Genomic DNA, 24142 nt, shown 5'->3' on the forward strand with positions numbered 1-24142 from the left:
CATGAAACTGACTCGTGATTTTCCCAGCAATTACGCCATGGCCCAGTGGCAGCCCAGCGACCACCAGGATGCCAAAGTCATTGGCGAACTGTTTGCCCACTTCGGGGCCGAGCACTTCACCGTGCAGACCACGCGCACCGGCGTGCCGGTGGTCTGGCTTCCCCGCGAACTGCTTCAGGATGTGATGGGCTTTTTGCGCAAGGTGCCCTCCCCATTTGTGATGCTGTTTGATCTCAGCGCCACCGATGAGCGGCTGCGCAGCCATCGCGACGGTCTGCCCCAGAGCGATTTCACCGTCTTCTATCACCTCATATCCATCGACCGTAACGCCGATGTGATGTTGAAAGTGGCGCTGGCCGAGAGTGACCTGCATCTGCCCACCATCACCAACCACTTCCCCAATGCCAACTGGTACGAGCGGGAAGTGTGGGATCTGATGGGCATCACCTTCGATGGCCACCCCCATCTGACCCGGATCATGATGCCCAAGAGCTGGCAGGGTCACCCGCTGCGCAAGGATTACCCGGCGCGCGCTACCGAATTCGATCCCTTCATGCTCGATGCCGCCAAACAGGACATGGAGCAGGAGAACCTGCTGTTCAAACCGGAAGAGTGGGGGCTAGCCCGCAGTAACGAGAACGAGGACTACATGTTCCTCAACCTCGGCCCCAACCACCCCTCTGCTCACGGCGCCTTCCGCCTTGTGTTGCAGCTCGATGGCGAGGAGATCCGCAACTGCGTGCCCGACATCGGCTACCACCATCGTGGTGCCGAGAAGATGGGCGAGCGCCAGTCCTGGCACAGCTACATCCCCTATACCGACCGGGTCGAGTATCTGGGCGGGGTGATGAACAACCTCCCCTATGTGCTGGCGGTCGAGAAGCTGGCTGGCATCAAGGTGCCGCAGCGGGTCGACATGATCCGGGTGATGATGGCGGAGCTGTTCCGCATCCAGAGCCACCTGTTGTTCCTCGGGACCTATATCCAGGACGTGGGGGCCATGACCCCGGTCTTCTTCACCTTCACCGACCGGCAGAAGATCTACACCATCATCGAAGCGATCACCGGTGCCCGCATGCATCCGGCCTGGTTCCGCATCGGCGGTGTCGCCCACGACTTGCCGAAGGGATGGCAACGACTGGTGCAGGACAACCTGCTGAGCTGGCTGCCCAAACGCTTGATGGATTACGAAAAAGCGGCGATGCGCAACAGCATTCTGCGCGGTCGAACCATAGGCGTCTCTGCCTACACCACCGAGCAGGCGTTGTCCTGGGGCACCACGGGGGCCGGATTGCGCGCCACCGGCCTCAACTTCGACGTGCGCAAGTGGCGCCCCTACTCCGGTTACGATCAGTTCGACTTTGAAGTGCCAGTCGGCAGCAATGGTGATGCCTACGACAGAGCCACCGTGCGGATCGAGGAGATCCGCCAGAGCATGTCGATCATCGAGCAATGCATGAAGAACATGCCTGAGGGGCCGTTCAAGGCGGATCACCCCCTAACCACTCCGCCTCCCAAAGAGCGCACCCTGCAGCACATCGAGACCCTGATCAACCACTTCCTGCAAGTGTCTTGGGGCCCGGTGATGCCCGCTGCCGAGTCGTTCCAGATGATTGAGGCGACCAAGGGGATCAACAGTTACTACCTGACCAGCGATGGCTCCACCATGAGTTACCGGACCCGGATCCGCACCCCGAGCTTTGCTCACCTGCAGCAGATCCCCTCGGTGATCAAGGGCAGCATGGTGTCGGACCTCATCGTCTATCTGGGCAGTATCGATTTTGTTATGTCGGATGTGGACCGTTAAGTGATCCGCCCTCCCGGCCATGGCCGGGAATCGGGATCGCCGGACGAGCAGTAAAAGGACAAGCCACCAAAGGTCAAGTCATGAGCCAGCAATGTCAGTGTCACAATAATCAGACCCCACAGGGGCAAGGGGCATGCAGCAGCAAACAGGACGACTTCGTTCTGAGCCAGGCTGAACGCGATGCCATCGAACACGAGAAACACCACTACGAAGATCCCCGCGCCGCCAGCATCGAAGCGCTCAAGATCGTGCAGCAGGCCAGAGGCTGGGTCCCCGACGGCGCCATTCACGCCATCGCGGCCGAGCTCGGCATTCCCGCCAGCGACGTGGAGGGGGTCGCCACCTTCTATAGCCAGATCTTCCGCCAGCCGGTAGGGCGTCACATTATCCGCGTCTGCGACAGCATGGTCTGCTACATCAATGGCCATGAAGATCTGATGGCCGGTCTCAAGGAGGTGATGAACCTCGGCCCCGGTCAAACCACCCCGGATGGCCGCTTCACCCTGCTGCCGGTCTGCTGCCTTGGCAACTGCGACAAGGGGCCAGCCATCATGATCGATGACGACACCTATGGCGGCCTCGATCCGGTGACCTTGCTGAAAACCCTGGAGGCTTACCCATGAGCCTGCCGCAGAACAAGATCCTCGCCTCTCTTGGCACAGCCAACCGCACGGCCCGCACCGCCGAGACCCATCCGCTCACCTGGCGGCTGCGGGATGACGGCCAGCCGGTATGGCTGGAGGAGTATCAGGCCAAACAGGGCTATGAAGCCGCCCGCAAGGCGCTCGGCCAGATGAGCCCGGACGAGATTGTCAGTACCGTCAAGGATGCCGGTCTCAAGGGGCGTGGCGGCGCGGGCTTCCCCACTGGCGTGAAGTGGGGGCTGATGCCCAAAGACGAGAGCATGAACATCCGTTACCTGCTCTGCAACGCCGACGAGATGGAGCCCAACACCTGGAAAGATCGCCTGCTGATGGAGCAACTGCCCCATCTGCTGATCGAGGGGATGATCATCAGTGCTCGGGCGCTCAAGGCCTATCGCGGCTATATCTTCCTGCGCGGCGAATACGTTGATGCCGCCATCCACCTGCGCCGCGCGGTGGAAGAGGCCAAGGCCGCCGGTCTGCTGGGCAAGAACATTCTGGGCTCCGGTTTTGACTTCGAGCTGTTCGTCCACACCGGCGCCGGCCGCTACATCTGTGGTGAAGAGACGGCGTTGATCAATTCGCTGGAAGGGCGCCGCGCCAACCCGCGTGCCAAACCCCCCTTCCCCGCCGTTTCCGGCGTCTGGGGCAAACCCACCTGTGTCAACAACGTCGAAACCCTCTGCAACGTCCCCGCCATTATCGGCAACGGAGTCGCCTGGTATCACGCTCTGGCGCTGCCGGGCTCGGAAGATCACGGCACCAAGCTGATGGGCTTCTCCGGCAAGGTGAACAACCCCGGGGTCTGGGAGCTGCCGTTTGGCATCACCGCCCGCGAGCTGTTTGAACATTACGCCGGCGGCATGAGGAGCGGCTATCGCCTGAAAGCGTGGCAACCGGGCGGCGCGGGCACCGGCTTCCTGCTGCCGGAGCACCTCGATGCCCAGATGTATACCGCCGGTATCGGCAAGGTAGGTACCCGGATGGGGACTGGCCTCGCCATGGCGGTGGATGACTCCATCAGCATGGTGAGTCTGCTGCGCAACATGGAGGAGTTCTTCGCCCGCGAGTCGTGTGGCTGGTGCACGCCCTGTCGCGATGGCCTGCCCTGGAGCGTCAAGCTGCTGCGGGCACTGGAACGTGGCGAAGGGCAATCCGGCGATCTGGCGACTCTGGAACAACTCTGCGGTTTCCTTGGCCCGGGCAAGACCTTCTGCGCCCACGCACCGGGCGCCGTCGAGCCGCTGGCCAGCGCCATCAAATATTTCCGCTCCGAATTCGAGGCCGGGATCAAAGGCAGCGGCGACAACCGCAAGCCGGTCAAAGGGATCCAGCCCAATCTGCTGGGCGAGCGCTGGTAACGACACCACAGATTTCACAAAACAGGTTTCAGGGAAGTTGTATGGCAACCATTTATGTAGACGGCAAAGAGTACGAGGTAGACGGAGCAGATAACCTGCTGCAAGCCTGTCTGTCGCTGGGTCTGGACGTCCCCTATTTTTGCTGGCACCCGGCGCTGGGTAGCGTGGGAGCCTGCCGCCAGTGTGCGGTGAAACAGTATCAGAATGCCGATGACAAGCGCGGTCGTCTGGTCATGTCTTGCATGACCCCGGCCACCGATGGCAGCTACATCGCCATCGAGGATGAAGAGGCTAAAGAATTTCGCAAGAGCGTGGTGGAGTGGTTGATGACCAACCACCCTCACGACTGCCCGGTGTGTGAAGAGGGCGGCGCCTGCCACCTGCAGGACATGACGGTGATGACCGGCCACAACAGCCGTCGCTACCGCTTCACCAAACGCACCCACCAGAATCAGGAGCTGGGCCCCTTCATCGGTCACGAGATGAACCGCTGCATCGCCTGCTACCGCTGCGTCCGTTACTACAAGGATTATGCCGGTGGCGAGGATCTCGGGGTCTATGGTGCCCACGACAACGTCTATTTCGGGCGGGTCGAGGATGGCACCCTGGAGAGTGAATTTTCCGGCAACCTGGTGGAGGTCTGCCCCACTGGCGTCTTCACCGACAAGACCCACTCCGAACGTTACAACCGCAAGTGGGACATGCAATTTGCCCCCAGCATCTGCCAGCAATGCTCCGTGGGCTGCAACATCAGTCCGGGCGAGCGTTATGGCGAGCTGCGCCGCATCGAAAACCGCTTCCACGGCAGCGTCAACCACTACTTCCTCTGTGACCGTGGCCGCTTTGGCTATGGCTACGTCAATCTGGCGGACCGCCCGCGCCAACCGCTGCTCAAAAATGGCAACGACCAGCTGACCATCACGGTCGATGGCGCCCTCAACCGCGCCGCCGATGCCCTGCGCACGGCCCGTGGCCTCATCGGCATCGGCTCGCCCCGCGCCTCGCTGGAGAGCAACTTTGCCCTGCGCGAGCTGGTGGGGGCAGACAACTTCTACGCTGGCGTCGAGCAGGCCGAGTGGGCCTGTCAGCTGAAGATGCTGCAGATCCTGCAACAGGGCGGCGTGCCAACCCCGAGCCTGCGGGACATGGAAGAGGCCGACGCCATTCTGCTGCTCGGTGAAGATGTCACCATGAGCGCCGCCCGTATCGCGTTGGCGCTGCGCCAAGCCGTCAAGGGCAAGGCTCGCGAGCTGGCCCGCAAGATGAAGGTGGATCTGTGGCAAGTCGCCGCCGTTCAGACCCTGGGTCAGAACGAGCGCTACCCGCTGCTCATCACCAGCCTCGACACCACCCGTCTGGACGATGTGGCGGCCGACAAGCTGCACGCCCCCTATGCCGATCAGGCGCGCATTGGCTTTGCCATCGCCAACCTGCTCGACCCGAGTGCACCGGCCGTGGCCGACCTCTGCCCCGAGCTGCAGGCACAAGCGACTCGCTGGGCCGAGCTGCTCGGCAACGCCAAGAAGCCGCTCATCATTGCAGGCTCCAGTGCCCGCGATGTGGCGCTGCTTGAGGCGGCCAGCAACATTGCCCGCGCCCTGAAAGGCCGAGGACTGGAAGCCAACATCGCGCTGGTTGGCCAGGAGGCCAACTCGCTGGGGCTGGCCATGCTGGGCGCTCAAACCTTGTCAGACAAGCCGCTCGAAGCCGCCCTTGCGCGTATCGAGGCCGAAGAGGGGTTGGCGCTGGTCACCCTGGAGAACGATCTCTACCGCCGCGCGCCGCGCAACCGGGTGGATGCTGCGCTGGCACGGCTGCAGCACCTGCTGGTCATCGACCATCAGGCGACCCCGACCGCCAACAAGGCTGATCTGGTGCTGCCAGCGGCCAGTTTTGCCGAAGCCGATGGCACCCTGGTGAACATGGAAGGGCGCGCCCAGCGCTTCTTCCAGGTCTATGCACCCGCCTTTTACAACGCCGATATTCAGGTGCGTGAAGGGTGGCGCTGGCTGGCGGCGCTGCAAGGGGCGATCGAACGCAAGCCACTGCGCTGGCAGAACTTCGACCAGGTCAACCATGACTGTGCCACCAGCAATCCGCTGCTCGCTACCATGCTGGAAGCGGCGCCCAATGCAGGCTTGCGGATCCGTGGCATGCGACTGGCCCGTGAGCCGCATCGTTACAGCGGTCGCACCTCCATGCTGGCGGATCAGAACGTCAGCGAGCCGCGGGTAGCGCAAGATCCCGACTCCCCCTTCAACTTCTCCATGGAAGGGTATGCCGGAGCCCGTCAGCCGCTACCGCAAGTACCGTTCGCTTGGGCGCCGGGCTGGAACTCTCCCTCCGCCTGGAACAAGTTCCAGGATGAAGTGGGTGGCAAACTTCGTGCTGGCGATCCGGGTCGCCGTCTGCTGGAAGCAACAGACCCGCAGGCAGAAGGCAAGGAGCTGCTCGGCTGGTTCACCACCATCCCCGCCCCCTTCAAGGCCGCAGAGGCGCTGCAAGTGGTCAATTATGCCCAGCTGTTTGGCGGTGAGGAGCTGTCGGCCCGCAGCCCGGTCATTCAGGCCCGGATGAACGAACCCGAGCTGGTGCTCAATCCCCTTGATGCGCAGCGTCTGGCCCTCCACGGGGGCAGTCAGGTCTCCTTCTCCTGGGGCGGTAGCCACTGGCAACTGCGTCTGCGGCTTAGCGAGCAGCTGAGCGCCGGTCTGGTGGGGCTCCCCCTTGGGGTGAACGGCCTGCCGACAGCCCTGCAACAAGCCTCAATCACTAACCTGCAGGAGGTGATCGCATGAGCGAGTCGCTGATCGATCTGTTGCTGGAGGTGGGCAAGGCACTGATCGTGCTGGTGGGGATCGTGGGGGCTGGCGCCTTTATGAGCTTTATCGAGCGCCGTCTGCTGGCCCTGTGGCAGGATCGCTACGGCCCCAACCGGGTCGGGCCGTTTGGTCTGCTCCAGCTGGCTGCCGACATGATCAAGATGTTCTTCAAAGAGGACTGGATCCCGCCCTTCGCCGATCGGCGGATCTTTATCCTGGCCCCCATCATCGCCTTCACCGCCTTTATTCTGGCGTTTGCGGTGGTGCCCATCACCCCCACCTGGGGCGTGGCTGATCTCAATGTGGGGCTGCTCTACATCCTGGCCATCGCGGGGCTGGCGGTCTATGCGGTACTGTTCGCCGGCTGGTCGAGCAACAACAAATACTCATTGCTCGGCAGCTTGCGCGCCTCGGCCCAGACCCTCTCCTACGAGGTGTTTCTCGGACTATCCCTGATGGGGATTGTGATCCAGACCGGCAGTTTCAACCTGCGGGATATCGTCGAGGCACAGGCAGACTTGTGGAACGTGGTGCCCCAGATTTTGGGCTTTGTCACCTTCCTGTTTGCCGGTGTCGCCGTCACCCACCGTCACCCGTTCGATCAGCCGGAAGCCGAGCAGGAGCTCGCCGACGGCTATCACATCGAGTATGCGGGGATGAAGTGGGGTCTCTTCTTCGTGGGCGAATATATCGGCATCGTGCTGATCTCCTCGCTCATCGTGACCCTCTTCTTCGGTGGCTGGCACGGCCCCTGGCTGCCCCCCTTCATCTGGTTTGCCCTGAAGACCGCCTGTTTCATGGTGTTCTTCATCCTGCTGCGGGCCTCCCTGCCTCGCCCGCGCTTTGACCAGGTGATGTCGTTTGGCTGGAAAGTCTGCTTGCCGCTGACTCTGATCAATATGCTGGTCACCGCGGCAGTTGTACTGATAAGTACGCAGTGAGGCTCTCAATATGAAAATTGTAAGCATTATTCAGGGTGTCGGCACCCAGTTACGCAGTCTGGCCATGGTCTTCTCCCATGCCTGGCGGCCCCGTGAAACCCTCAACTATCCGGAGCAGGCAGTCTATGCCGCCCCCCGCTACCGCGGTCGCATCGTGCTGACCCGTGACCCCGACGGGGACGAGCGTTGCGTAGCCTGCAACCTCTGCGCAGTTGCCTGCCCGGTCGGCTGCATCTCGCTGCAAAAATCCGAGCGGGATGATGGCCGCTGGTATCCGGAGTTCTTTCGCATCAACTTCTCTCGCTGCATCTTCTGCGGCCTGTGTGAAGAGGCTTGCCCCACCACCGCCATCCAGCTGACACCGGATTTCGAGATGGGTGAGTATCGCCGCCAGGATCTGGTGTACGAGAAGGAAGATCTGCTGATCAGCGGGCCCGGCAAATACCCGGACTACAACTTCTATCGCATGAGCGGGATGGCCATCGACGGCAAGCCGAAAGGGGATGCCGAAAACGAAGCCAAGCCCATCGATGTCAAGAGCCTGCTGCCCTGAGGAGTCAATCATGGAACTGGCATTTTATGCCTCGGCCCTGGTGGCCATTTACAGCACGCTGCGGGTGATCAGCACCAGCAATCCCATGCATGCGCTGCTCAATCTCATCATCTCCCTCATCGCCGTGGCCATGATCTTCTTCTGCCTGGGTGCCGCCTTTGCGGGCGCCCTGCAGGTGATCGTCTACGCCGGCGCCATCATGGTGCTGTTCGTGTTCGTGGTGATGATGCTGAACCTGGGGAGTGCCCAGGCACAGGAGAAAAAGTGGCTCACCCCCATGACCTGGGGGGGCCCAGCCCTGCTCTCGCTGATCCTGCTGGGCTTTCTGGCCCACGGCATTCTCGGGGTGACCGGGGGCCTGATCGGCGTGACCGAGGTGACCGCCAAGCAGGTGGGTGTCGAGCTCTTTGGCCCCTATGTGCTGGCGGTGGAGCTTGCCTCCATCCTGCTGCTGGCGGGTCTGGTAACCGCCTATCACCTGGGTCGGGAAGAGAAGAGCGGTGAAGTGCTCTCCGTCCCCCGCACAGCATCCCGCTCTGCACAAGAAGGAGGTCAGCAATGAATGGAATCCCTATGGAGCACGGCCTCCTGCTGGCCGCGATGCTCTTCTGCATCGGCTTGTGCGGTCTGCTGATCCGCCGCAACCTGCTCTACATCCTGATGAGTATCGAGATCATGATGAATGCCTCGGCACTGGCGTTTGTGGTGGCGGGTAGCCGCTGGGCCCAGGCCGATGGCCAGATCATGTATATCCTGGTGATTTCTCTGGCGGCAGCGGAGGCCAGTATCGGCCTTGCCCTGTTACTGCTGCTCTATCGTCGTTACCACACCCTGAACGTGGACACTGTGAGCGAGATGCGCGGATGAGCCTCTTATATCTGACTTTTCTATTTCCGCTGCTGGGATGGCTGGTGCTGGCCTTCTCCCTCGGCCGGTTTGGCGAGCGTACCTCGGCGCTGATCGGGGTGGGCTCCATTGGCCTGTCCGCCCTCACTACCCTGTGGGTGGGCATCGACTTTCTGGGCAACCCGCCCGAGGGGGGCGTCTATGTCCAGCGCCTGTGGCAATGGATGGCGGTGGGCAACTTTACCCCGAGCTTCTCGCTGGCACTGGATGGCCTGTCGCTGACCATGCTGGGGGTGGTGACCGGAGTCGGTTTCTTTATCCACCTGTTCGCCTCCTGGTATATGCGTGGAGAAGAGGGTTACTCCCGCTTCTTTACCTACACCAACCTCTTTATCGCCAGCATGCTGTTTCTGGTGCTGGCCGATGACCTGCTGTTTGTCTACCTCGGCTGGGAAGGGGTAGGGCTGTGCAGCTATCTGCTGATCGGCTTCTACTACAAGAATCGCAAGAACGGAGCGGCGGCCCTCAAGGCATTTGTCGTGACCCGGGTGGGTGATGTCTTCCTCGCCATCGGCCTGTTTATCCTCTATCGGGAACTGGGCACCCTCAATATCCACGAGCTGCTGGTTCGTGCCCCGACCCTGTTTGCCGAGGGCTCCCCTGCCCTGTCGCTGGCCTGCCTGATGCTCCTGGGCGGCGCGGTCGGCAAATCGGCACAGCTGCCGCTGCAAACCTGGCTGGCGGATGCGATGGCAGGCCCGACCCCTGTCTCCGCGCTGATCCACGCCGCCACCATGGTGACCGCCGGTGTCTACCTGATTGCCCGTACCCACGGCCTGTTCCTGCTTGCGCCAGAGATCCTCCATCTGGTCGGGCTGGTTGGCGCCATCACCCTGGTGCTGGCAGGCTTTGCCGCGCTGGTTCAGACCGATATCAAGCGGATCCTCGCCTACTCCACCATGAGCCAGATTGGCTACATGTTTCTGGCACTGGGTGTCGGCGCATGGGAAGGGGCCATCTTCCACCTGATGACCCACGCCTTTTTCAAGGCGCTGCTGTTCCTCTCCGCCGGTGCCGTTATCGTTGCCTGCCACCATGAGCAGAACATCTTCAAGATGGGTGGCCTGCGCAAGAGTCTGCCGCTGGTCTATGCCTGCTTCCTGGTGGGTGGCTCGGCGCTGGCAGCGTTGCCGCTGGTCACTTCCGGTTTCTACAGTAAGGACGCCATCCTGTGGCAAGTAGAAGCCTCTGGCCAAAGCGCGCTGCTGTGGGCAGGTCTGGTAGGGGCATTCCTCACCTCGCTCTACACCTTCCGGCTGATCTTTATCGCCTTCCATGGCAAAGAGCAGACCAAAGCCCACGCGGGCCACGGTCTGGCTCACCACCTGCCGCTGCTGGTATTGCTGGTGCTCTCCACCGGCATAGGCGCGCTGATCACCCCGCCGCTGGCAGGTGTGCTGCCGGCAGGCCCGGGAGATCATATCGAAGAGGGGCGCCATGCACTGGAGGTTGCCTCCGGCATCATCGCCATTGCGGGCATCGCGCTGGCCGCGTTTCTGTTCCTTGGTGAGCGCCGTCTGGCCACCTCCATTGCCAACAGTGCGCCGGGCCGCCTGCTCAGCACCCTCTGGTTCAACGCCTGGGGCTTTGACTGGCTCTATGACCAGCTGTGGGTCAAACCCTATCTGCTGGCGACCCGTCTGGTCGGGCAGGATCCGCTGGACTGGATGATGGGCCTGCCCGCCTGGTTTGCCCTGCGTGGCAACCAGCTGTTGGCCTGGACCGTGACCGGCAAGTTGCGCTGGTATGCCGCCTCCATGGGGATCGGCGCCGTGCTGGTGCTGGCGCTGTTGCTGCTGGGGTAACGCGATGAACAACCGGACGATCATACAGCCAGGCTGTTTGCTCTCCCTGATGGAACAGGGAGCGCAATCTCATATGAACTTGAACGAGAGCTGATACCGTGACCTTACTCTGGATCTTGCTAATTCCTTTTATCGGCGGCTTGCTCTGCTGGCAGATGGAGCGTCTCGGCGGGCAGTTTGTCCGCTGGGTAGCCCTGCTCTCCATGAGCGCCAGCCTGCTGCTCTCCTGTGCCATCTGGCTAAGTGGTGACTTCTCCCTTGCCACCACGGGTCTCGACAGCGCGGGCGTCACCGGTGCTGCCTCCGCCTGGGCCGCCGAGTGGCGCCTGCCGTGGGTCCCCCGCTTCGGCATCTCTTTGCATCTGGCGGTAGATGGCTTGTCGCTCTTGATGGTGATGCTCACCTGCTTTATCGGGGTGCTGGCCATCCTCTGTTCGTGGAAAGAGATCGTGCAACGCATCGGCTTCTTCCACCTCAACCTGCTCTGGATCCTGGGTGGCGTACTCGGCGTCTTTATGGCGCTGGACCTGTTCCTCTTCTTCTTCTTCTGGGAGATGATGCTGGTCCCCATGTACTTCCTGATTGCGCTCTGGGGCCATTCAGTCACTGACGGCAAATCACGGATCAACGCCGCAACCAAGTTCTTCATCTACACCCAGGTTTCGGGCCTTATCATGCTGGTGGCCATCATCGGGCTGGTGCTGACCCACCAGCATGCTACCGGTGTATTCACCTTCAACTATCTGGATCTGCTCAATACCCCGATGAGCAAGGGTGTACAGTGGCTACTGATGCTGGGCTTCTTCATCGCCTTCGCGGTCAAGATGCCGCTGGTGCCGCTGCACGGCTGGCTGCCGGATGCCCACAGTCAGGCGCCGACCGCAGGTTCGGTGGATCTAGCCGGTATTTTGCTCAAAACCGCCGCCTACGGTCTGCTGCGCTTCGCCCTGCCGCTGTTCCCAGAAGCCTCCGCCGAATTTGCCCCCTACGCCATGGTGCTGGGCCTTATCGGCATCGTCTATGGCGCCATCGTGGCGTTCGCCCAAACCGACATCAAGCGGCTGGTGGCCTACACCAGCATCTCCCACATGGGTTTTGTGATGATCGCCATCTACTCGGGTAGCGAGCTGGCCCTGCAGGGCGCCGTGGTGCAGATGATCGCCCACGGTCTCTCCGCTGCCGGCCTCTTTATCCTCTGCGGTCAGCTCTACGAGCGGTTGCACACCCGGGATCTGCGCCAGATGGGCGGCCTGTGGGGGCGTCTGCGCTATCTGCCCGGTGTGATGCTGTTCTTCTCGGTGGCATCGCTCGGCATGCCGGGCACCGGCAACTTTGTCGGCGAGTTCCTGATCCTGGTCGGCAGCTTCCAGGTTGCCCCTGTCATCACGGCAGTCGCCACCTTCGGTCTGGTACTGGCCTCTGTCTACTCTCTCATCATGTTGCAGCGCGCCTGCTTTGGCCCCGCCAAGGATGAGAGCATGCTCAAGGGGCTGGATCGCCGCGAGCTGACCATGATGATGGTGATCGCGGGCCTGCTGGTTCTGCTTGGCCTCTATCCCCAACCCGTGATTGACACCGCCAGCAGCAGCCTTATCAACGTGCTGCACTGGTATCTGCTGCCGACTGCTGGAGCCCTGCAATGACTTTCTCCGCTTCCCAACTGCTGGCACTGCTTCCCCTGCTGTTGACCACCGGGGCCATGGCGGCCCTGATGCTGGCCATCGCCTGGCGCCGCTGTGTCACCACCGCCTTTACCGTGACCATTGTTGGCCTCAACCTGGCACTGTTCTCACTGCCCATCGTGATGGCGCAAGGGGATCAGGGGGTCACCCCGCTGCTGCAAGTGGACAGTTACGCCGTCTTCTACATGGGACTGGTACTCATCGGCGCCCTGGCCACCTGCACCTTCGGTCAATCGTGGCTGAAAGCCTACCCGGACAACCGGGAGGAGTTCTTCCTGCTGCTGCTGATCGCCACCGCTGGTGGTCTGGTGCTGGCCTGCTCCCGTCACCTCGCCTCTCTCTTTATCGGGATCGAGATGCTGACCCTGCCGATGTTCGGTCTGGTGGGTTACGCCTACCGCGAGCGCCACTCGCTGGAAGCAGCGGTGAAATACATGGTGCTCTCTGCCGCCGCTACCGCCTTCCTGCTGTTTGGCATGGCGCTGCTCTATGCACAGGCAGGCAGCCTGAGCTTTGCAGCCCTGGGGCAGACCCTGGCCGAGAGCCCGGCTCACCACCCGCTGCTGATGGGGGGTTTGGGGTTAATGCTGGTCGGCTTTGCCTTTAAACTCTCCCTGGCCCCCTTCCACCTCTGGACCCCGGATGTCTACGAAGGGGCCCCGGCACCGGTGGCCACCTTCCTCGCCACCGTCAGCAAGGTGGCGGTCTTTGCCGTGCTGCTGCGCTTCTATCTGGCGGTACCGGCGGCGAGCGATCCCATGATCCACTGGCTGCTGGCAGCCATGGCGGTCATATCCATCCTGGTCGGCAACCTGCTGGCCCTGGTGCAGACCAACGTCAAACGGATGCTGGGTTACTCCTCCATCTCCCACTTCGGTTACCTGCTGGCGGTGATCGTGGCGAGCCGATTCGGCCAGATGCCGGTGGAAGCAGCCGGGGTCTACCTGCTGATGTATCTGTTCACCAGCCTGGGTGCCTTTGGGGTGGTGAGCATGATGTCGAGCCCCTATCGCGGCAAGGATGCCGACTCCCTGCACAGCTATCGCGGTCTGTTCTGGAAGCGCCCCTATCTGACTGCCGTACTGACGGTGATGATGTTGTCACTCGCGGGCATCCCGATGACCCTCGGCTTTATCGGCAAGTTCTACCTCATCGGCGTCACCGTCGAGGCGCAGCTCTGGTGGTTCTCCGGCGCCATCGTGCTCGGCAGCGCACTGGGTCTCTACTACTACCTCAAGGTGATGGTGACCCTCTATCTGCGCGAACCGGGCATGCAGCAGCGCGATGCCAGCGCCGACTGGGCGCTCTCCTCCGGTGGTGTGGTGGTACTGCTCTCTGCCGCCCTGGTGGTGTTGCTGGGGCTCTATCCCCAGCCGGTCATCAGTCTGGTACAAGAGTTCCAGCAGGTGGTGTTGCAGTAACCCGGCTCATTCCCCTTCAAAACCGGCCCATGTGGCCGGTTTCTTTTTTATGTGGATTGCCTGCGGGCAGAGACCCTTTTGTGTTGGCATCTCACACCCCGTGCAGCCGTTGGTCTCGTCCGGTATTCATCCAACCCCCTTGCTGATATATTGATGACTGGCAGGAATGGAGTTCCGAGCGATGATGCAGCCTACTTTTCATCAATTTGATGCGCATCCACTGGCCGATGCATTGCTTCCCTATGAGGGGCAACGACTCGATGTGTTGCTAGCCGAGCGGGATGCCGCACGCGTTGCCGATCTGCAGCTGCAGTGTCAGCGCCTCAACATTCAACTCTGCGGCGCCATCTTTCCACGCCTTGTCAGTCGGCACGGTTTCCACGAAAGGGGGGCTTGGCTGTTGCCCCGACCAGCATCCCACAATCCTCTGCTGCTCTCGCTCTCCCCTACAGCCAGTGCCGATACACTGGCCGATATCATCTGCGAGCAGTTGGCGTCCCGACTGGCAGAATGGCCGGACACCGAGAAGGTTCCCACCCTCTTTCTCACCTTTGACGCCATGCTCCCCAATATTGCAACCCTGCTCGAGGGGATCTATCTAAGGCTGGCGGACAGGGTCAACTATGCGGGTGTCAATGCAGGTAGCGGCCAGTTCACAGCCATGCCCTGCCTGTTTGACACCCAGAGATTGCTGGGGCATGGGGTCAGCTGTGCACTGCTCTCCCCCCACAGTCCCCCCTTGCTGGAGCACGGCTATCAACTCACTGCCCAGCCCATGCTCGCCACCAGCAGTGAAGGCAACAAGATCTCCTTTATCGACTGGGAGCCGGCTTTTAGCCGCTATCAATCCCTGATCCGGCAGCAGTTCCAGCAAAACCTCACACCAGAGCAGTTCTATCGGTACGGTGTACATTTGCCCTTGGGGTTGCTGCGAGCCAATGGCGATGTGATCGTGCGGATCCCGGTCGCCGTTACCGACGAAGGTGCCCTGCTCTGCGTCGGAGAGGTGCCTGACCACAGTATTCTCACACTGCTGAAAGCCCCGGAAAGCCCCACAGAGCACGCTGTCGAATTGGCCGAAAAGCTCGGCCGGCACGGTACACCCGAGCGCCTCGAGATCTATTACTGCGCCGGCCGTCAGCAGCACTTCGGCGAACAGAGCACTCTGGAGCTGGAGACCCTCTTTAGCCACAGCGGAGCCCACGAGCTGGTCGGGGCCCTCTCTCTTGGCGAGATAGGAAGTGTAAGGCCGGGGGATTACCCGCTCTTTCACAACGGTGCCATCCTCTGTCTCAGCGAGGGTTAGCAATGAATAACGATCACGCCATGGCCATTGTCTGCGATCTCGCCCTCTGCATCGGTCGGGAGGTCACACTCGATGCCCTGCTCACCAAAGTGTTGCAGCGCTTTATGTTTCACTGTGCCACACCGGTTGGTGTGGTATTGCAGCAGCAACGGGAAGGATATGAGCTGCTCAAGGTCATTGGTGATGATCAGCTATCCCGGCACAGTGGCTCGCTGCTCTCCTTGCCTGCCTGGATTGTTGAAGGTGACCAATGTGCGCTGCAAACGACCTTGCCTCTCCCCGGTGGCCGACCGTACCACTTTGCCTATCGGCTCAGGGTTGACGGGGGATATCTCATCTTGCTGCTGGCCCCCCAACCCCAGCAGCACACAGTGCCGGTCTGCCATCTGTTCAGCCCGGTTCTCGGTAATCTGGCGCGCGCCATCCAGTTGTGCAAGGACAGCGAACAGCTCGCCAGGCGCCAGCAGGCCGAGCTGGTCGACATGCAGCGCCTCAACGAATCCCTGCTCAAGGCCATTCCCATCCCGGTGTTCTACAAGGATGTCGAAGGGCGCTTTCTCAGCTGCAACCCGGCCTTTACCCAGGTCACCGGGATCAGCAAGGCCGAGCTGCAGGGGAAGCGGGTGGACGAAATCCTGCCCCCGGAGATGGCGGACGAATATACCCAAAGGGACATGGAGGTGCTGCGCAGCAGGCAGCCGCAATATTTTGAACACACGCTGTTTGATCGCAGCGGCCACCGCTACCAGGTGCTCAACTTCAAGGATCTCTTCTATGACCATCAGGGCGAGGTGGCCGGAATCATAGGGGCACTGGTCGACATCACCCATATCAAGGAAAGCGAGCAGCGCCAGCGCACCCTGCTGTTTCAGACCATCGCGGCCCTCTCCTCCGCGATTGCCCACAAAGATCCGGTCACGGCAGGACACGAACGGCGCGTGCATGATCTCGCGCTGGCTATAGGTCAACAGCTGCAACTGCCGCAAGAGCAGCTGGATGGATTGGGTCTTGCGGCCATGGTGCATAACATCGGCCTGCTGCAGATCCCGGCGGAGATCCTCACACGCCCGCGGGAACTGAGGCCGGTTGAGTTCGAACTGATCAAACAGCATCCGGACACTGGCCGCGAGATCCTGCAACAGATTGACTTCCCCTGGCCCATCACCACCATAGTGATGCAGCACCATGAAAATCTCGATGGTAGCGGCTACCCACAAGGGCTACAGGGGGATGCGATCTCGCTGGAGGCGAGGATTATACGGGTCGCCGACTCCCTGGCCGCCATGACGGCCCACCGTCCGTTCCGGCGCGCCCTCTCTCTCACCGATGCGTTCGCCGAGCTGACGCGCTATGCCGGTGTGCATTACGACGAACAGGTGGTCGATGCCTGTTTCGCCGTCTGGCAAGCGGGCTACCGCTTTACTACCACCTGACTCTGGTTGCACCAAGATGATGTTAAAAGATCTACCGCCATCCATTCAGCCACCGGGCGTCAGCTCTCACCCCACCGCAGCCCTGCTCCATCAGGTGATGGAACAGCTGCCCTATCGCGTCCTGTTGAAAGATACCCGTTCACACTTCATCGCCTGCAACCGACTGCTGGCCGACGATCTGGCCCTCACCCCGGCCGAACTGGTTGGCAAGTGCGATGCCGATTTTTTCCCGGCCGAGCTGGCCCAACGCTACCGGGATGACGATCTCCAGGTCATGGCCAGCGGCAAAACCCGGCATCACGAAGAACCCTATCTGAAAGGGGGTGAAGACCGCTGGCTCAGTACCACCAAGTTTCCCCTGTACGATGAGCTGGGCAAGGTGATCGGTGTCGCTGTCTTTTTCGAAGATATCACCGACCAGAAACAGCAGCAGGAGCGTCTCCAGCAATATACCTGGACGCTGGAAGCAATAACCCGCGCCCACCATGCCATGCTCAAGCAGGGGGATGAACAGACACTACTGCAGGAGATCTGTGATGCCATCACTTTCGATGGCCGTTTTCCCCTGGTGACCGTACTGCAGACCGCTGATCAGAACAGAGTACAGATCCTGGCGCAGGCAGGTCAGGCCGTCTGGTTTGCCAGCGATAACTGGCTCACCCGGGACGCAGCCCTGATCAGTGCAATCAGTTCAGGCGAGATGCGCAACGAAGCACTTGGCACCGAACTGGTCCACCACTCCGCCACCTTGAGGGGACGGCTGCTGCTGCCATTGCAGTGGCAAGCCACTGTGCCAGGCGGACTGCTTATTCACAGCACGCAGGCCAGAGCCTTCACCGATGAGGAGGTGCATCTCTTCAACGGACTGGCCGACTACCTGACCTATGGCCTGCAGGCACGTCGAACCCAGCAGGCCTATCTTGCCGCCCAGCGTGAAAAAACCATGCATGCCCGCCAACTGGAGCTGGCCCTGGAGGATGCGCTGGGAGCCATCGCTGCCGTGCTGGAACAACGCGATCCCTACACCGCCGGACACCAGAAGCATGTCGCTACCCTGGCGCTGGCCATCGGCCGAGAACTGGGGTTGGGTGATAAACCGCTACGCGGTCTCTATCTGGGCGCCATGGTGCACGATATCGGCAAAATCCAGGTCCCTGTCGAGATCCTCACCAAACCGGGCAAACTGACCCCCCAGGAGTTCAATCTGGTCAAGGAGCATCCGACAGCAGGTTATCTGGTGCTCAAGGATATCGCCCTGCCCTGGCCCATAGCCCGGATGATCCACCAGCACCACGAGTATCTCGACGGTTCCGGCTATCCATCAGGGTTAAAAGGCGAGCAGATCCTGCTGGAAGCGCGCATTCTCACGGTCGCCGATATAGTGGAGTCCATGTCATCGGATCGTCCCTACCGTGCTGCCCTGGGGATTGCGCAGGCCCGAACCCATATCATGGCCATGCGGGGAGTCCAGCTGGATGAAGCCGTGGTCGATGCCTGTCTGCGTATTCTGGATCGGGGAGAGTTTACCCCTCATGAACTTGGCCACGGCCAAACCTGATCGACAGAGCCCATATTGAAAAACCGGCCAAATTTGGCCGGTTTCTGTTTTTATGCGCTGGCGCAGTCGCGATTAACCCAGACGAACCCGGGCGTTGCGGAACATCCGCATCCAGGCCCCATCCTCGCCCCAGTTGTCGGGGTGCCAGGAGTTGGCCACGGTGCGGAACACCCGCTCCGGGTGCGGCATCATGATGGTGGCGCGGCCATCGGTGGTGGTCACGGCGGTGATACCATCCGGCGAGCCGTTCGGGTTGGCAGGATACAGCTCGGTCACGCTGCCGCGGTTGTCGACAAAGCGCAGTCCTACCAGACCGCTCTGCTGCAGTGCGTTCAGGTGAGCGGCATCGCGCACCTCGACACGCCCTTCCCCGTGGGAAACGGCAATGGGCATCACGGAGCCTGCCATGCCAGCGAAGAAGGCCGATGGGGACTCCTGCACCTCAACCAGACTGAAGCGGGCCTCGAAGCGCTCGGAGCGGTTGCGTACAAAGCGCGGCCAGAGATCGGCACCCGGGATGAGGTCTCGCAGGTTGGACATCATCTGGCAACCGTTGCAGACACCCAGAGAGAGGGTATCGCCGCGCTCGAAGAAGCGCTGGAACTGCTCGCGGGCGTTGTCATTGAACAGGATGGACTTGGCCCAGCCTTCCCCCGCCCCCAGCACGTCACCGTAGGAGAAACCGCCACAGGCCACCAGGGTCTGGAACTCTTCCAGCTTGATGCGACCGGAGAGAATGTCGCTCATATGGACATCGACCGCCGCGAAACCGGCACGATCGAACGCCGCCGCCATCTCCACATGGGAGTTGACTCCCTGCTCGCGCAGCACCGCCAGACGGGGGGAGACCCCACGGGCGATATAGGGAGCAGCCACATCCTCGGACGGGTTGTAAGTCAGCTTGGCATGCAGACCCGGATCGGTGGCGTCCTGACGGGCCGCGTGCTCACTGTCGGCGCACTCGGGGTTGTCGCGCAGGCGCTGCATCTGCCAGCTGGTCTCGCCCCAGATGGTGCGAAGGGCGGTACGGCTGGCACGATAGACCTCCTGACCGGCCCGTTGCAGGGTGATGAGATCCCCTTCGCGCACGGTACCGAGCACATGGGAGCTGGCTGCCAGACCGTGGCCGGCCAGCAGGGTCATCACCGCCTCTTTATCTTCACGACGCACCTGAATGACGGCGCCCAGCTCCTCGTTGAACAACGCAGGCAACAGCTCGCCACCGATACGATCGAGCTGGATGTCGAGACCACAGTGTCCGGCAAACGCCATCTCCACCAGAGTGACAAACAGGCCGCCGTCGGAGCGGTCGTGATAGGCGATCAGCTTGCGATCGGCCACCAGCGCCTGAATGGCGTTGAAGAAGCCTTTGAGCTGGACCGGATTGTCGAGATCCGGCGCCTTGTCACCCAGCTGGCGATAGACCTGCGCCAGTGCCGAGGCGCCGAGGCGCTGCTTGCCATTGCCAAGGTCGACGAGGATAAGGTCGGTTTCACCGAGATCGGTACGCAGCTGTGGCGTGACGGTGTTGCGCACATCCTCGACCCGGGCAAAGGCGGAGATGAGCAGGGAGAGCGGCGAGGTGACGCTGTGCTCCTTGCCATCCTGCTGCCAGCGGGTCTTCATGGACATGGAGTCCTTGCCCACCGGAATGGTGATGCCAAGGGCCGGACAGAGCTCCTCACCTACCGCTTTGACCGCCTCATAGAGACCGGCATCTTCCCCCGGGTGACCGGCAGCGGCCATCCAGTTGGCGGAGAGCTTGACCCGCTTCAGCGACCCGATATGAGCCGGCGCCAGGTTGGTGAGCGCTTCCGCCACCGCCATGCGAGCGGAGGCGGCGTGGGAGAGCAGCGCCACCGGAGTGCGCTCGCCCATGGACATGGCTTCGCCGTGATAGCTGTCATAGGTGGCAGCGGTGACGGCGCAATCGGCCACCGGGATCTGCCAGGGGCCAACCATCTGGTCGCGATTGACCAAGCCAGTCACGCTGCGATCGCCGATGGTGATAAGGAAGGACTTCTCCGCCACGGTCGGCAGACGCAGAACCCGCTCGGCCGCGTCACTCAAAGTGATGCCATCGAGCTGGAGCGCTTTGCCCTGTGCAGGCAGGGTCACCACGTCGCGGTGCATCTTGGGCGCCTTGCCGAGCAGCACGTCCAGCGGCAGATCGATGGGCTGGTTGTCAAAGTGGCTGTCAGAGAGGGTCAGATGCTTCTCTTCGGTCGCGGTGCCGATCACGGCATAGGGGGCGCGCTCGCGCTCGCACAGCACCTTGAACAGCGGCAGCTTGTCCTGCGCTACCGCCAGCACGTAACGCTCCTGGGATTCGTTGCACCAGATCTCTAGCGGGCTCATGCCCGGCTCGTCGCTCTGGATGGCGCGCAAATCGAAACGACCACCGCGCTCACCGTCGTTGACCAGCTCCGGCATGGCGTTGGAGAGACCACCCGCCCCCACATCGTGGATAAAGACGATAGGGTTGTCGTCACCCAGCTGCCAGCAGCGATCGATCACCTCCTGGCAACGGCGCTCCATCTCTGGGTTATCACGCTGCACCGAGGCAAAGTCGAGATCTTCGGCCGACTGGCCGGAGGCCATGGAGGATGCGGCACCACCGCCCAGACCGATGTTCATCGCCGGGCCGCCCAGCACGATCAGCGCCGCGCCGACCGGGATCTCCCCTTTCTGGACATGTTCGGTGCGGATGTTGCCGATGCCGCCTGCCAGCATGATGGGCTTGTGGTAGCCACGCACCTCGACGCCGTTGTGGCTCGGCACCTCCTCTTCGAAGGTACGGAAGTAGCCGAGAATGGCCGGACGGCCGAACTCGTTGTTAAACGCGGCGCCGCCGAGCGGCCCCTCCTGCATGATGTCGAAGGCGCTGACAATGCGGCTCGGCTTGCCGAAATCCTGCTCCCAGGGCTGCTCGAAGCCGGGAATGCGCAGGTTGGAGACGGAGAAACCGACCAGACCCGCCTTGGGCTTGGCACCGCGACCGGTTGCACCCTCGTCGCGGATCTCGCCGCCGGAGCCGGTAGCTGCGCCCGGGAACGGGGAGATGGCGGTCGGGTGGTTGTGGGTCTCCACCTTCATCAGGATGTCAACCTGTTCCTGGTGATACTGGTATTCGCCGTTGGCCGGGCTCGGGAAGAAGCGGCCACCCTGGCTCCCTTCCATCACGGCGGCGTTGTCTTTATAGGCAGAGAGGACATGATCCGGCGTCTGCTCGAAGGTGTTCTTGATCATTTTGAATAGCGACTTGGGCTGCGGCTCGCCATCGATGGTCCAGTCGGCATTGAAGATCTTGTGACGGCAGTGCTCGGAGTTCGCCTGGGCGAACATGTAGAGCTCGATGTCGTTGGGGTTGCGACCCAACTTGGTGAAGTTCTCCACCAGATAGTCGATTTCGTCGTCGGCCAGCGCCAGACCGAGCGCCACGTTGGCTTCGGCCAGGGCTGCTCGACCACCGCCCAGCACATCCACCTGGGTGAAGGGGCGCGGCTCGTGGTGAGCAAACAGGGCGGCAGCTTCGCTCATCTTGGCAAACACCACTTCCATCATCCGATCATGGAGCACGGCGGCAATGGTGCTGCGCTGGGCGGCACTCAGCTCACCCTGCCCCTTGATGGTCAGGTAATAGGCAATACCACGCTCCAGCCGCTTGACCTGTTTCAGGCCGCAGTTGTGGGCGATGTCGGTTGCTTTGGAAGACCAGGGGGAGATAGTGCCGGGGCGGGGGGTAACAAGAAACAGCTGACCGCTGGGGGTGTGTTCGGGGATGGTCGGGCCGTAGCGCAAGAGCTGGCCCAAGGTCGCTCGCTCGGGGGGAGAGAGGGGGCTTGTCAGCTCGGCAAAGTGCACATACTCGGCATAGACATCCTCTATCTCTACTCCGCTCTCTACTCCACTCTCGTTTCTCATCTGTGCGAAGCGTTGCAGCAGTTTTTGGACACGAAAATCAGACAGTGCTGGGGCACCACGCAAGATATCCATATGACCTTTCTCACCAAGTTTTAAAGTGGGGGGGAATTGAGACGCGCGTATTATAGGGATCTGGCTCACAGCGGACAAACGTTTTTCTCACTTCGAGCAGTGTGACTCTGCGCACACTCTCTGGTATAAAGGTGCCTCTTTTTTGACAAATGCCGATTTTTTCAACAAAGGTACTCACCTACTTGCGCTGCATTTTTCGACTGTTTATCGGGCTGTTGTTGACGCTGACGCTGGTTGGCTGCGACTTCTATAGCCCCTCCAGCCAGCTGGAGCAGATCCGCCAGCGAGGCGAGATCCGGGTTGGCACCATCTATGGTCCCACCTCTTATTACCAGCGTGACGACCTCGCCCAGGGGTTCGATTACGAGCTGGCACAAAATTATGCCGACTGGCTGGGGGTGACACTCACCATCATCCCGGTCAACACCACTGACGAACTGGTTACACTGCTGAAAAAGGGCAAAGTCGATCTGGCGGCGGCCGCCATCATGGTCACACCGGAACGTCGCGAGCTGTTTCGCTTCGGTCCGGGCTTCTACCAGGTCTCCCCCAAGCTGGTCTACCGTAACGGCAAGCCCAAGCCGGCCTCGTTGAACGACATAAAAGGCAAGCTGATGGTGGCCGCAGGCTCCACCGGGGAAGACCTACTCAAAGAGATGAGCAAAGAGAATCCGAAACTAGCCTGGAGCACCAGCCACAACGCCGATGTGGAGGAGCTGCTCAAGCAGGTGGTGGATGGCAAGATTGACTACACGGTGGTGCAGGATACCGTACTGGCACGCAGTCAGCGCTACTACCCCGAGCTCACCGAAGGGCTGACCCTGGCCCAGAAGCAGACTGTTGCCTGGGCCATGAGCAAGCTGCCCGATGACAGCCTCTACGCCAGCGTCATCGACTTTTTCGGTCAGCGATTTATGGATGGTGCCATCGCAAAGCTGGACGAGAAGTACTTCGGCCACGTGCAGAACTTCGACTTTGTCGATACCCGCACCTTCCTCAAGCGCGCCAAGAGTCTGCTGCCCAAGTACCAGCCGCTGTTCCAGACTCACGCCAAGAATATCGACTGGCGTCTGCTCGCCGCCATCAGCTATCAGGAGTCCCACTGGGACCCGCAGGCCCGCTCCTACACCGGCGTGCGCGGCATGATGATGCTGACCGAGCCCACCGCTAAGGCGATGGGGGTCAACAACCGGCTTCATCCGGAAGAGAGCATTAAGGGTGGCTCCCTCTATCTGCAACAGATGATGGAGAAGGTGCCGGATTCGGTGCCCGATGACGAGAAGGTGTGGTTTGCCCTCACCGCCTACAACATCGGTTACGGCCACATGATGGATGCCCGCCGCCTGACCAAAGAGCTCGGCAAGAATCCCGACGCCTGGAGCGACGTCAAGGATGTGCTGCCTCTGCTGCAGCAAGCACGCTGGCATCGCAAGGTGCGCTACGGTTATGCCCGCGGCAGCGAAGCTCGCAACTATGTCAACAACGTGCGTCAGTACTACCAGAGCCTGCTCTGGCTCGATAACGAGCAACAGAAGGCCCACCAGCGGGAGAGTCTCGACAACGACAGCGAGCCGGAGATCGCCGAGCGCCCGACTATCATCGCCGAAGTGGTCAATCAGATCACCATGCGCTAACCAGCCATTATTCGGCTGTCTTCACACAAACTTCTCTGTTACCATCGATTCACATCGGAGCCTATCCGAAATCGCATTGTTTTCATTATGTTGAGAGATTAAATAACAGCAATTTCGGATGGGCTCCATCAATGACCCAAGGCCGGGACGGCCACCTGAGTTGGGAGGAGACCAAGATGCAAAAACGTAGAAAAATCAGTCTGGTCAGAAAAGCGAAGTGCAGCTGGAGCCCCAGACGCAAACTCAAGCTTAATGACATCAAGCGCAACCTGT

The 24142-nt window shown here is 61.3% G+C and carries 16 protein-coding genes; 15 read left to right on the forward strand and 1 reads right to left on the reverse strand.

The window, feature by feature from the left end; all coding sequences use genetic code 11:
• Position 1: 1 nt before the first annotated feature.
• From nuoC to G5315_RS02480, 14 genes are all read left to right on the forward strand, one after another.
• Positions 2-1807, forward strand: coding sequence for an NADH-quinone oxidoreductase subunit C/D (nuoC, locus tag G5315_RS02415; protein ID WP_421332310.1), 1806 nt, complete (start codon positions 2-4; stop codon positions 1805-1807).
• 80 nt (positions 1808-1887) lie between these two features.
• Positions 1888-2430, forward strand: a complete 543-nt coding sequence (gene nuoE, locus G5315_RS02420; RefSeq protein WP_042658436.1) for an NADH-quinone oxidoreductase subunit NuoE — start codon at positions 1888-1890, stop codon at positions 2428-2430.
• The gene (nuoF, locus tag G5315_RS02425; RefSeq protein WP_120414061.1) at positions 2427-3812 is read left to right on the forward strand and encodes an NADH-quinone oxidoreductase subunit NuoF; all 1386 of its coding nucleotides are present in this window, start codon (positions 2427-2429) and stop codon (positions 3810-3812) included. Before nuoE ends, nuoF begins: the two co-directional genes overlap by 4 nt.
• Positions 3813-3853: 41 nt before the next feature.
• Positions 3854-6610 (forward strand): NADH-quinone oxidoreductase subunit NuoG, encoded by a 2757-nt coding sequence (gene nuoG, locus G5315_RS02430; protein ID WP_421332312.1) that lies wholly within the window; start codon positions 3854-3856, stop codon positions 6608-6610.
• Positions 6607-7575, forward strand: coding sequence for an NADH-quinone oxidoreductase subunit NuoH (nuoH, locus tag G5315_RS02435; protein WP_005337244.1), 969 nt, complete (start codon positions 6607-6609; stop codon positions 7573-7575). Before nuoG ends, nuoH begins: the two co-directional genes overlap by 4 nt.
• 10 nt (positions 7576-7585) lie before the next feature.
• Positions 7586-8128 (forward strand): NADH-quinone oxidoreductase subunit NuoI, encoded by a 543-nt coding sequence (gene nuoI, locus G5315_RS02440; RefSeq protein ID WP_005351100.1) that lies wholly within the window; start codon positions 7586-7588, stop codon positions 8126-8128.
• Positions 8129-8138: 10 nt separating this feature from the next.
• Complete coding sequence (gene nuoJ, locus G5315_RS02445) at positions 8139-8690, forward strand: NADH-quinone oxidoreductase subunit J (RefSeq protein ID WP_005359828.1); 552 nt, start codon at positions 8139-8141, stop codon at positions 8688-8690.
• On the forward strand, positions 8687-8995 hold the full coding sequence (gene nuoK / locus G5315_RS02450; protein WP_101530736.1) for an NADH-quinone oxidoreductase subunit NuoK: 309 nt from the start codon (positions 8687-8689) through the stop codon (positions 8993-8995). Before nuoJ ends, nuoK begins: the two co-directional genes overlap by 4 nt.
• Positions 8992-10839: an NADH-quinone oxidoreductase subunit L gene (nuoL, locus tag G5315_RS02455; RefSeq protein ID WP_421332314.1), complete on the forward strand. Its 1848-nt coding sequence runs from the start codon at positions 8992-8994 to the stop codon at positions 10837-10839. The genes nuoK and nuoL overlap by 4 nt, the downstream gene beginning before the upstream one ends.
• Positions 10840-10937: 98 nt before the next feature.
• Positions 10938-12482: an NADH-quinone oxidoreductase subunit M gene (gene nuoM, locus G5315_RS02460; RefSeq protein ID WP_266133872.1), complete on the forward strand. Its 1545-nt coding sequence runs from the start codon at positions 10938-10940 to the stop codon at positions 12480-12482.
• Complete coding sequence (gene nuoN, locus G5315_RS02465; RefSeq protein WP_421332316.1) at positions 12479-13942, forward strand: NADH-quinone oxidoreductase subunit NuoN; 1464 nt, start codon at positions 12479-12481, stop codon at positions 13940-13942. Before nuoM ends, nuoN begins: the two co-directional genes overlap by 4 nt.
• Before the next feature lie 181 nt (positions 13943-14123).
• Positions 14124-15248, forward strand: coding sequence for an FIST signal transduction protein (locus G5315_RS02470; protein WP_421332318.1), 1125 nt, complete (start codon positions 14124-14126; stop codon positions 15246-15248).
• Positions 15249-15250: 2 nt separating this feature from the next.
• The gene (locus G5315_RS02475) at positions 15251-16681 is read left to right on the forward strand and encodes an HD domain-containing phosphohydrolase (RefSeq protein ID WP_227340748.1); all 1431 of its coding nucleotides are present in this window, start codon (positions 15251-15253) and stop codon (positions 16679-16681) included.
• Positions 16682-16697: 16 nt separating this feature from the next.
• Positions 16698-18239: an HD domain-containing phosphohydrolase gene (locus G5315_RS02480; RefSeq protein WP_421312101.1), complete on the forward strand. Its 1542-nt coding sequence runs from the start codon at positions 16698-16700 to the stop codon at positions 18237-18239.
• A 72-nt stretch (positions 18240-18311) separates the two neighbouring features.
• On the opposite strand, the gene purL is transcribed toward G5315_RS02480, so the two are convergent.
• Positions 18312-22235, reverse strand: a complete 3924-nt coding sequence (purL, locus tag G5315_RS02485; RefSeq protein ID WP_421332319.1) for a phosphoribosylformylglycinamidine synthase — start codon at positions 22233-22235, stop codon at positions 18312-18314.
• A gap of 149 nt (positions 22236-22384) precedes the next feature.
• On the opposite strand from purL, the gene mltF reads away from it, so the two are divergent.
• Entirely contained in the window at positions 22385-23869 is a 1485-nt protein-coding gene (gene mltF, locus G5315_RS02490; RefSeq protein WP_266133867.1) for a membrane-bound lytic murein transglycosylase MltF, read from the forward strand.
• The last annotated feature ends 273 nt before the right edge of the window (positions 23870-24142 follow it).

The organism is Aeromonas sp. 603607, from assembly GCF_049171595.1.
GTDB lineage: Bacteria > Pseudomonadota > Gammaproteobacteria > Enterobacterales > Aeromonadaceae > Aeromonas > Aeromonas veronii.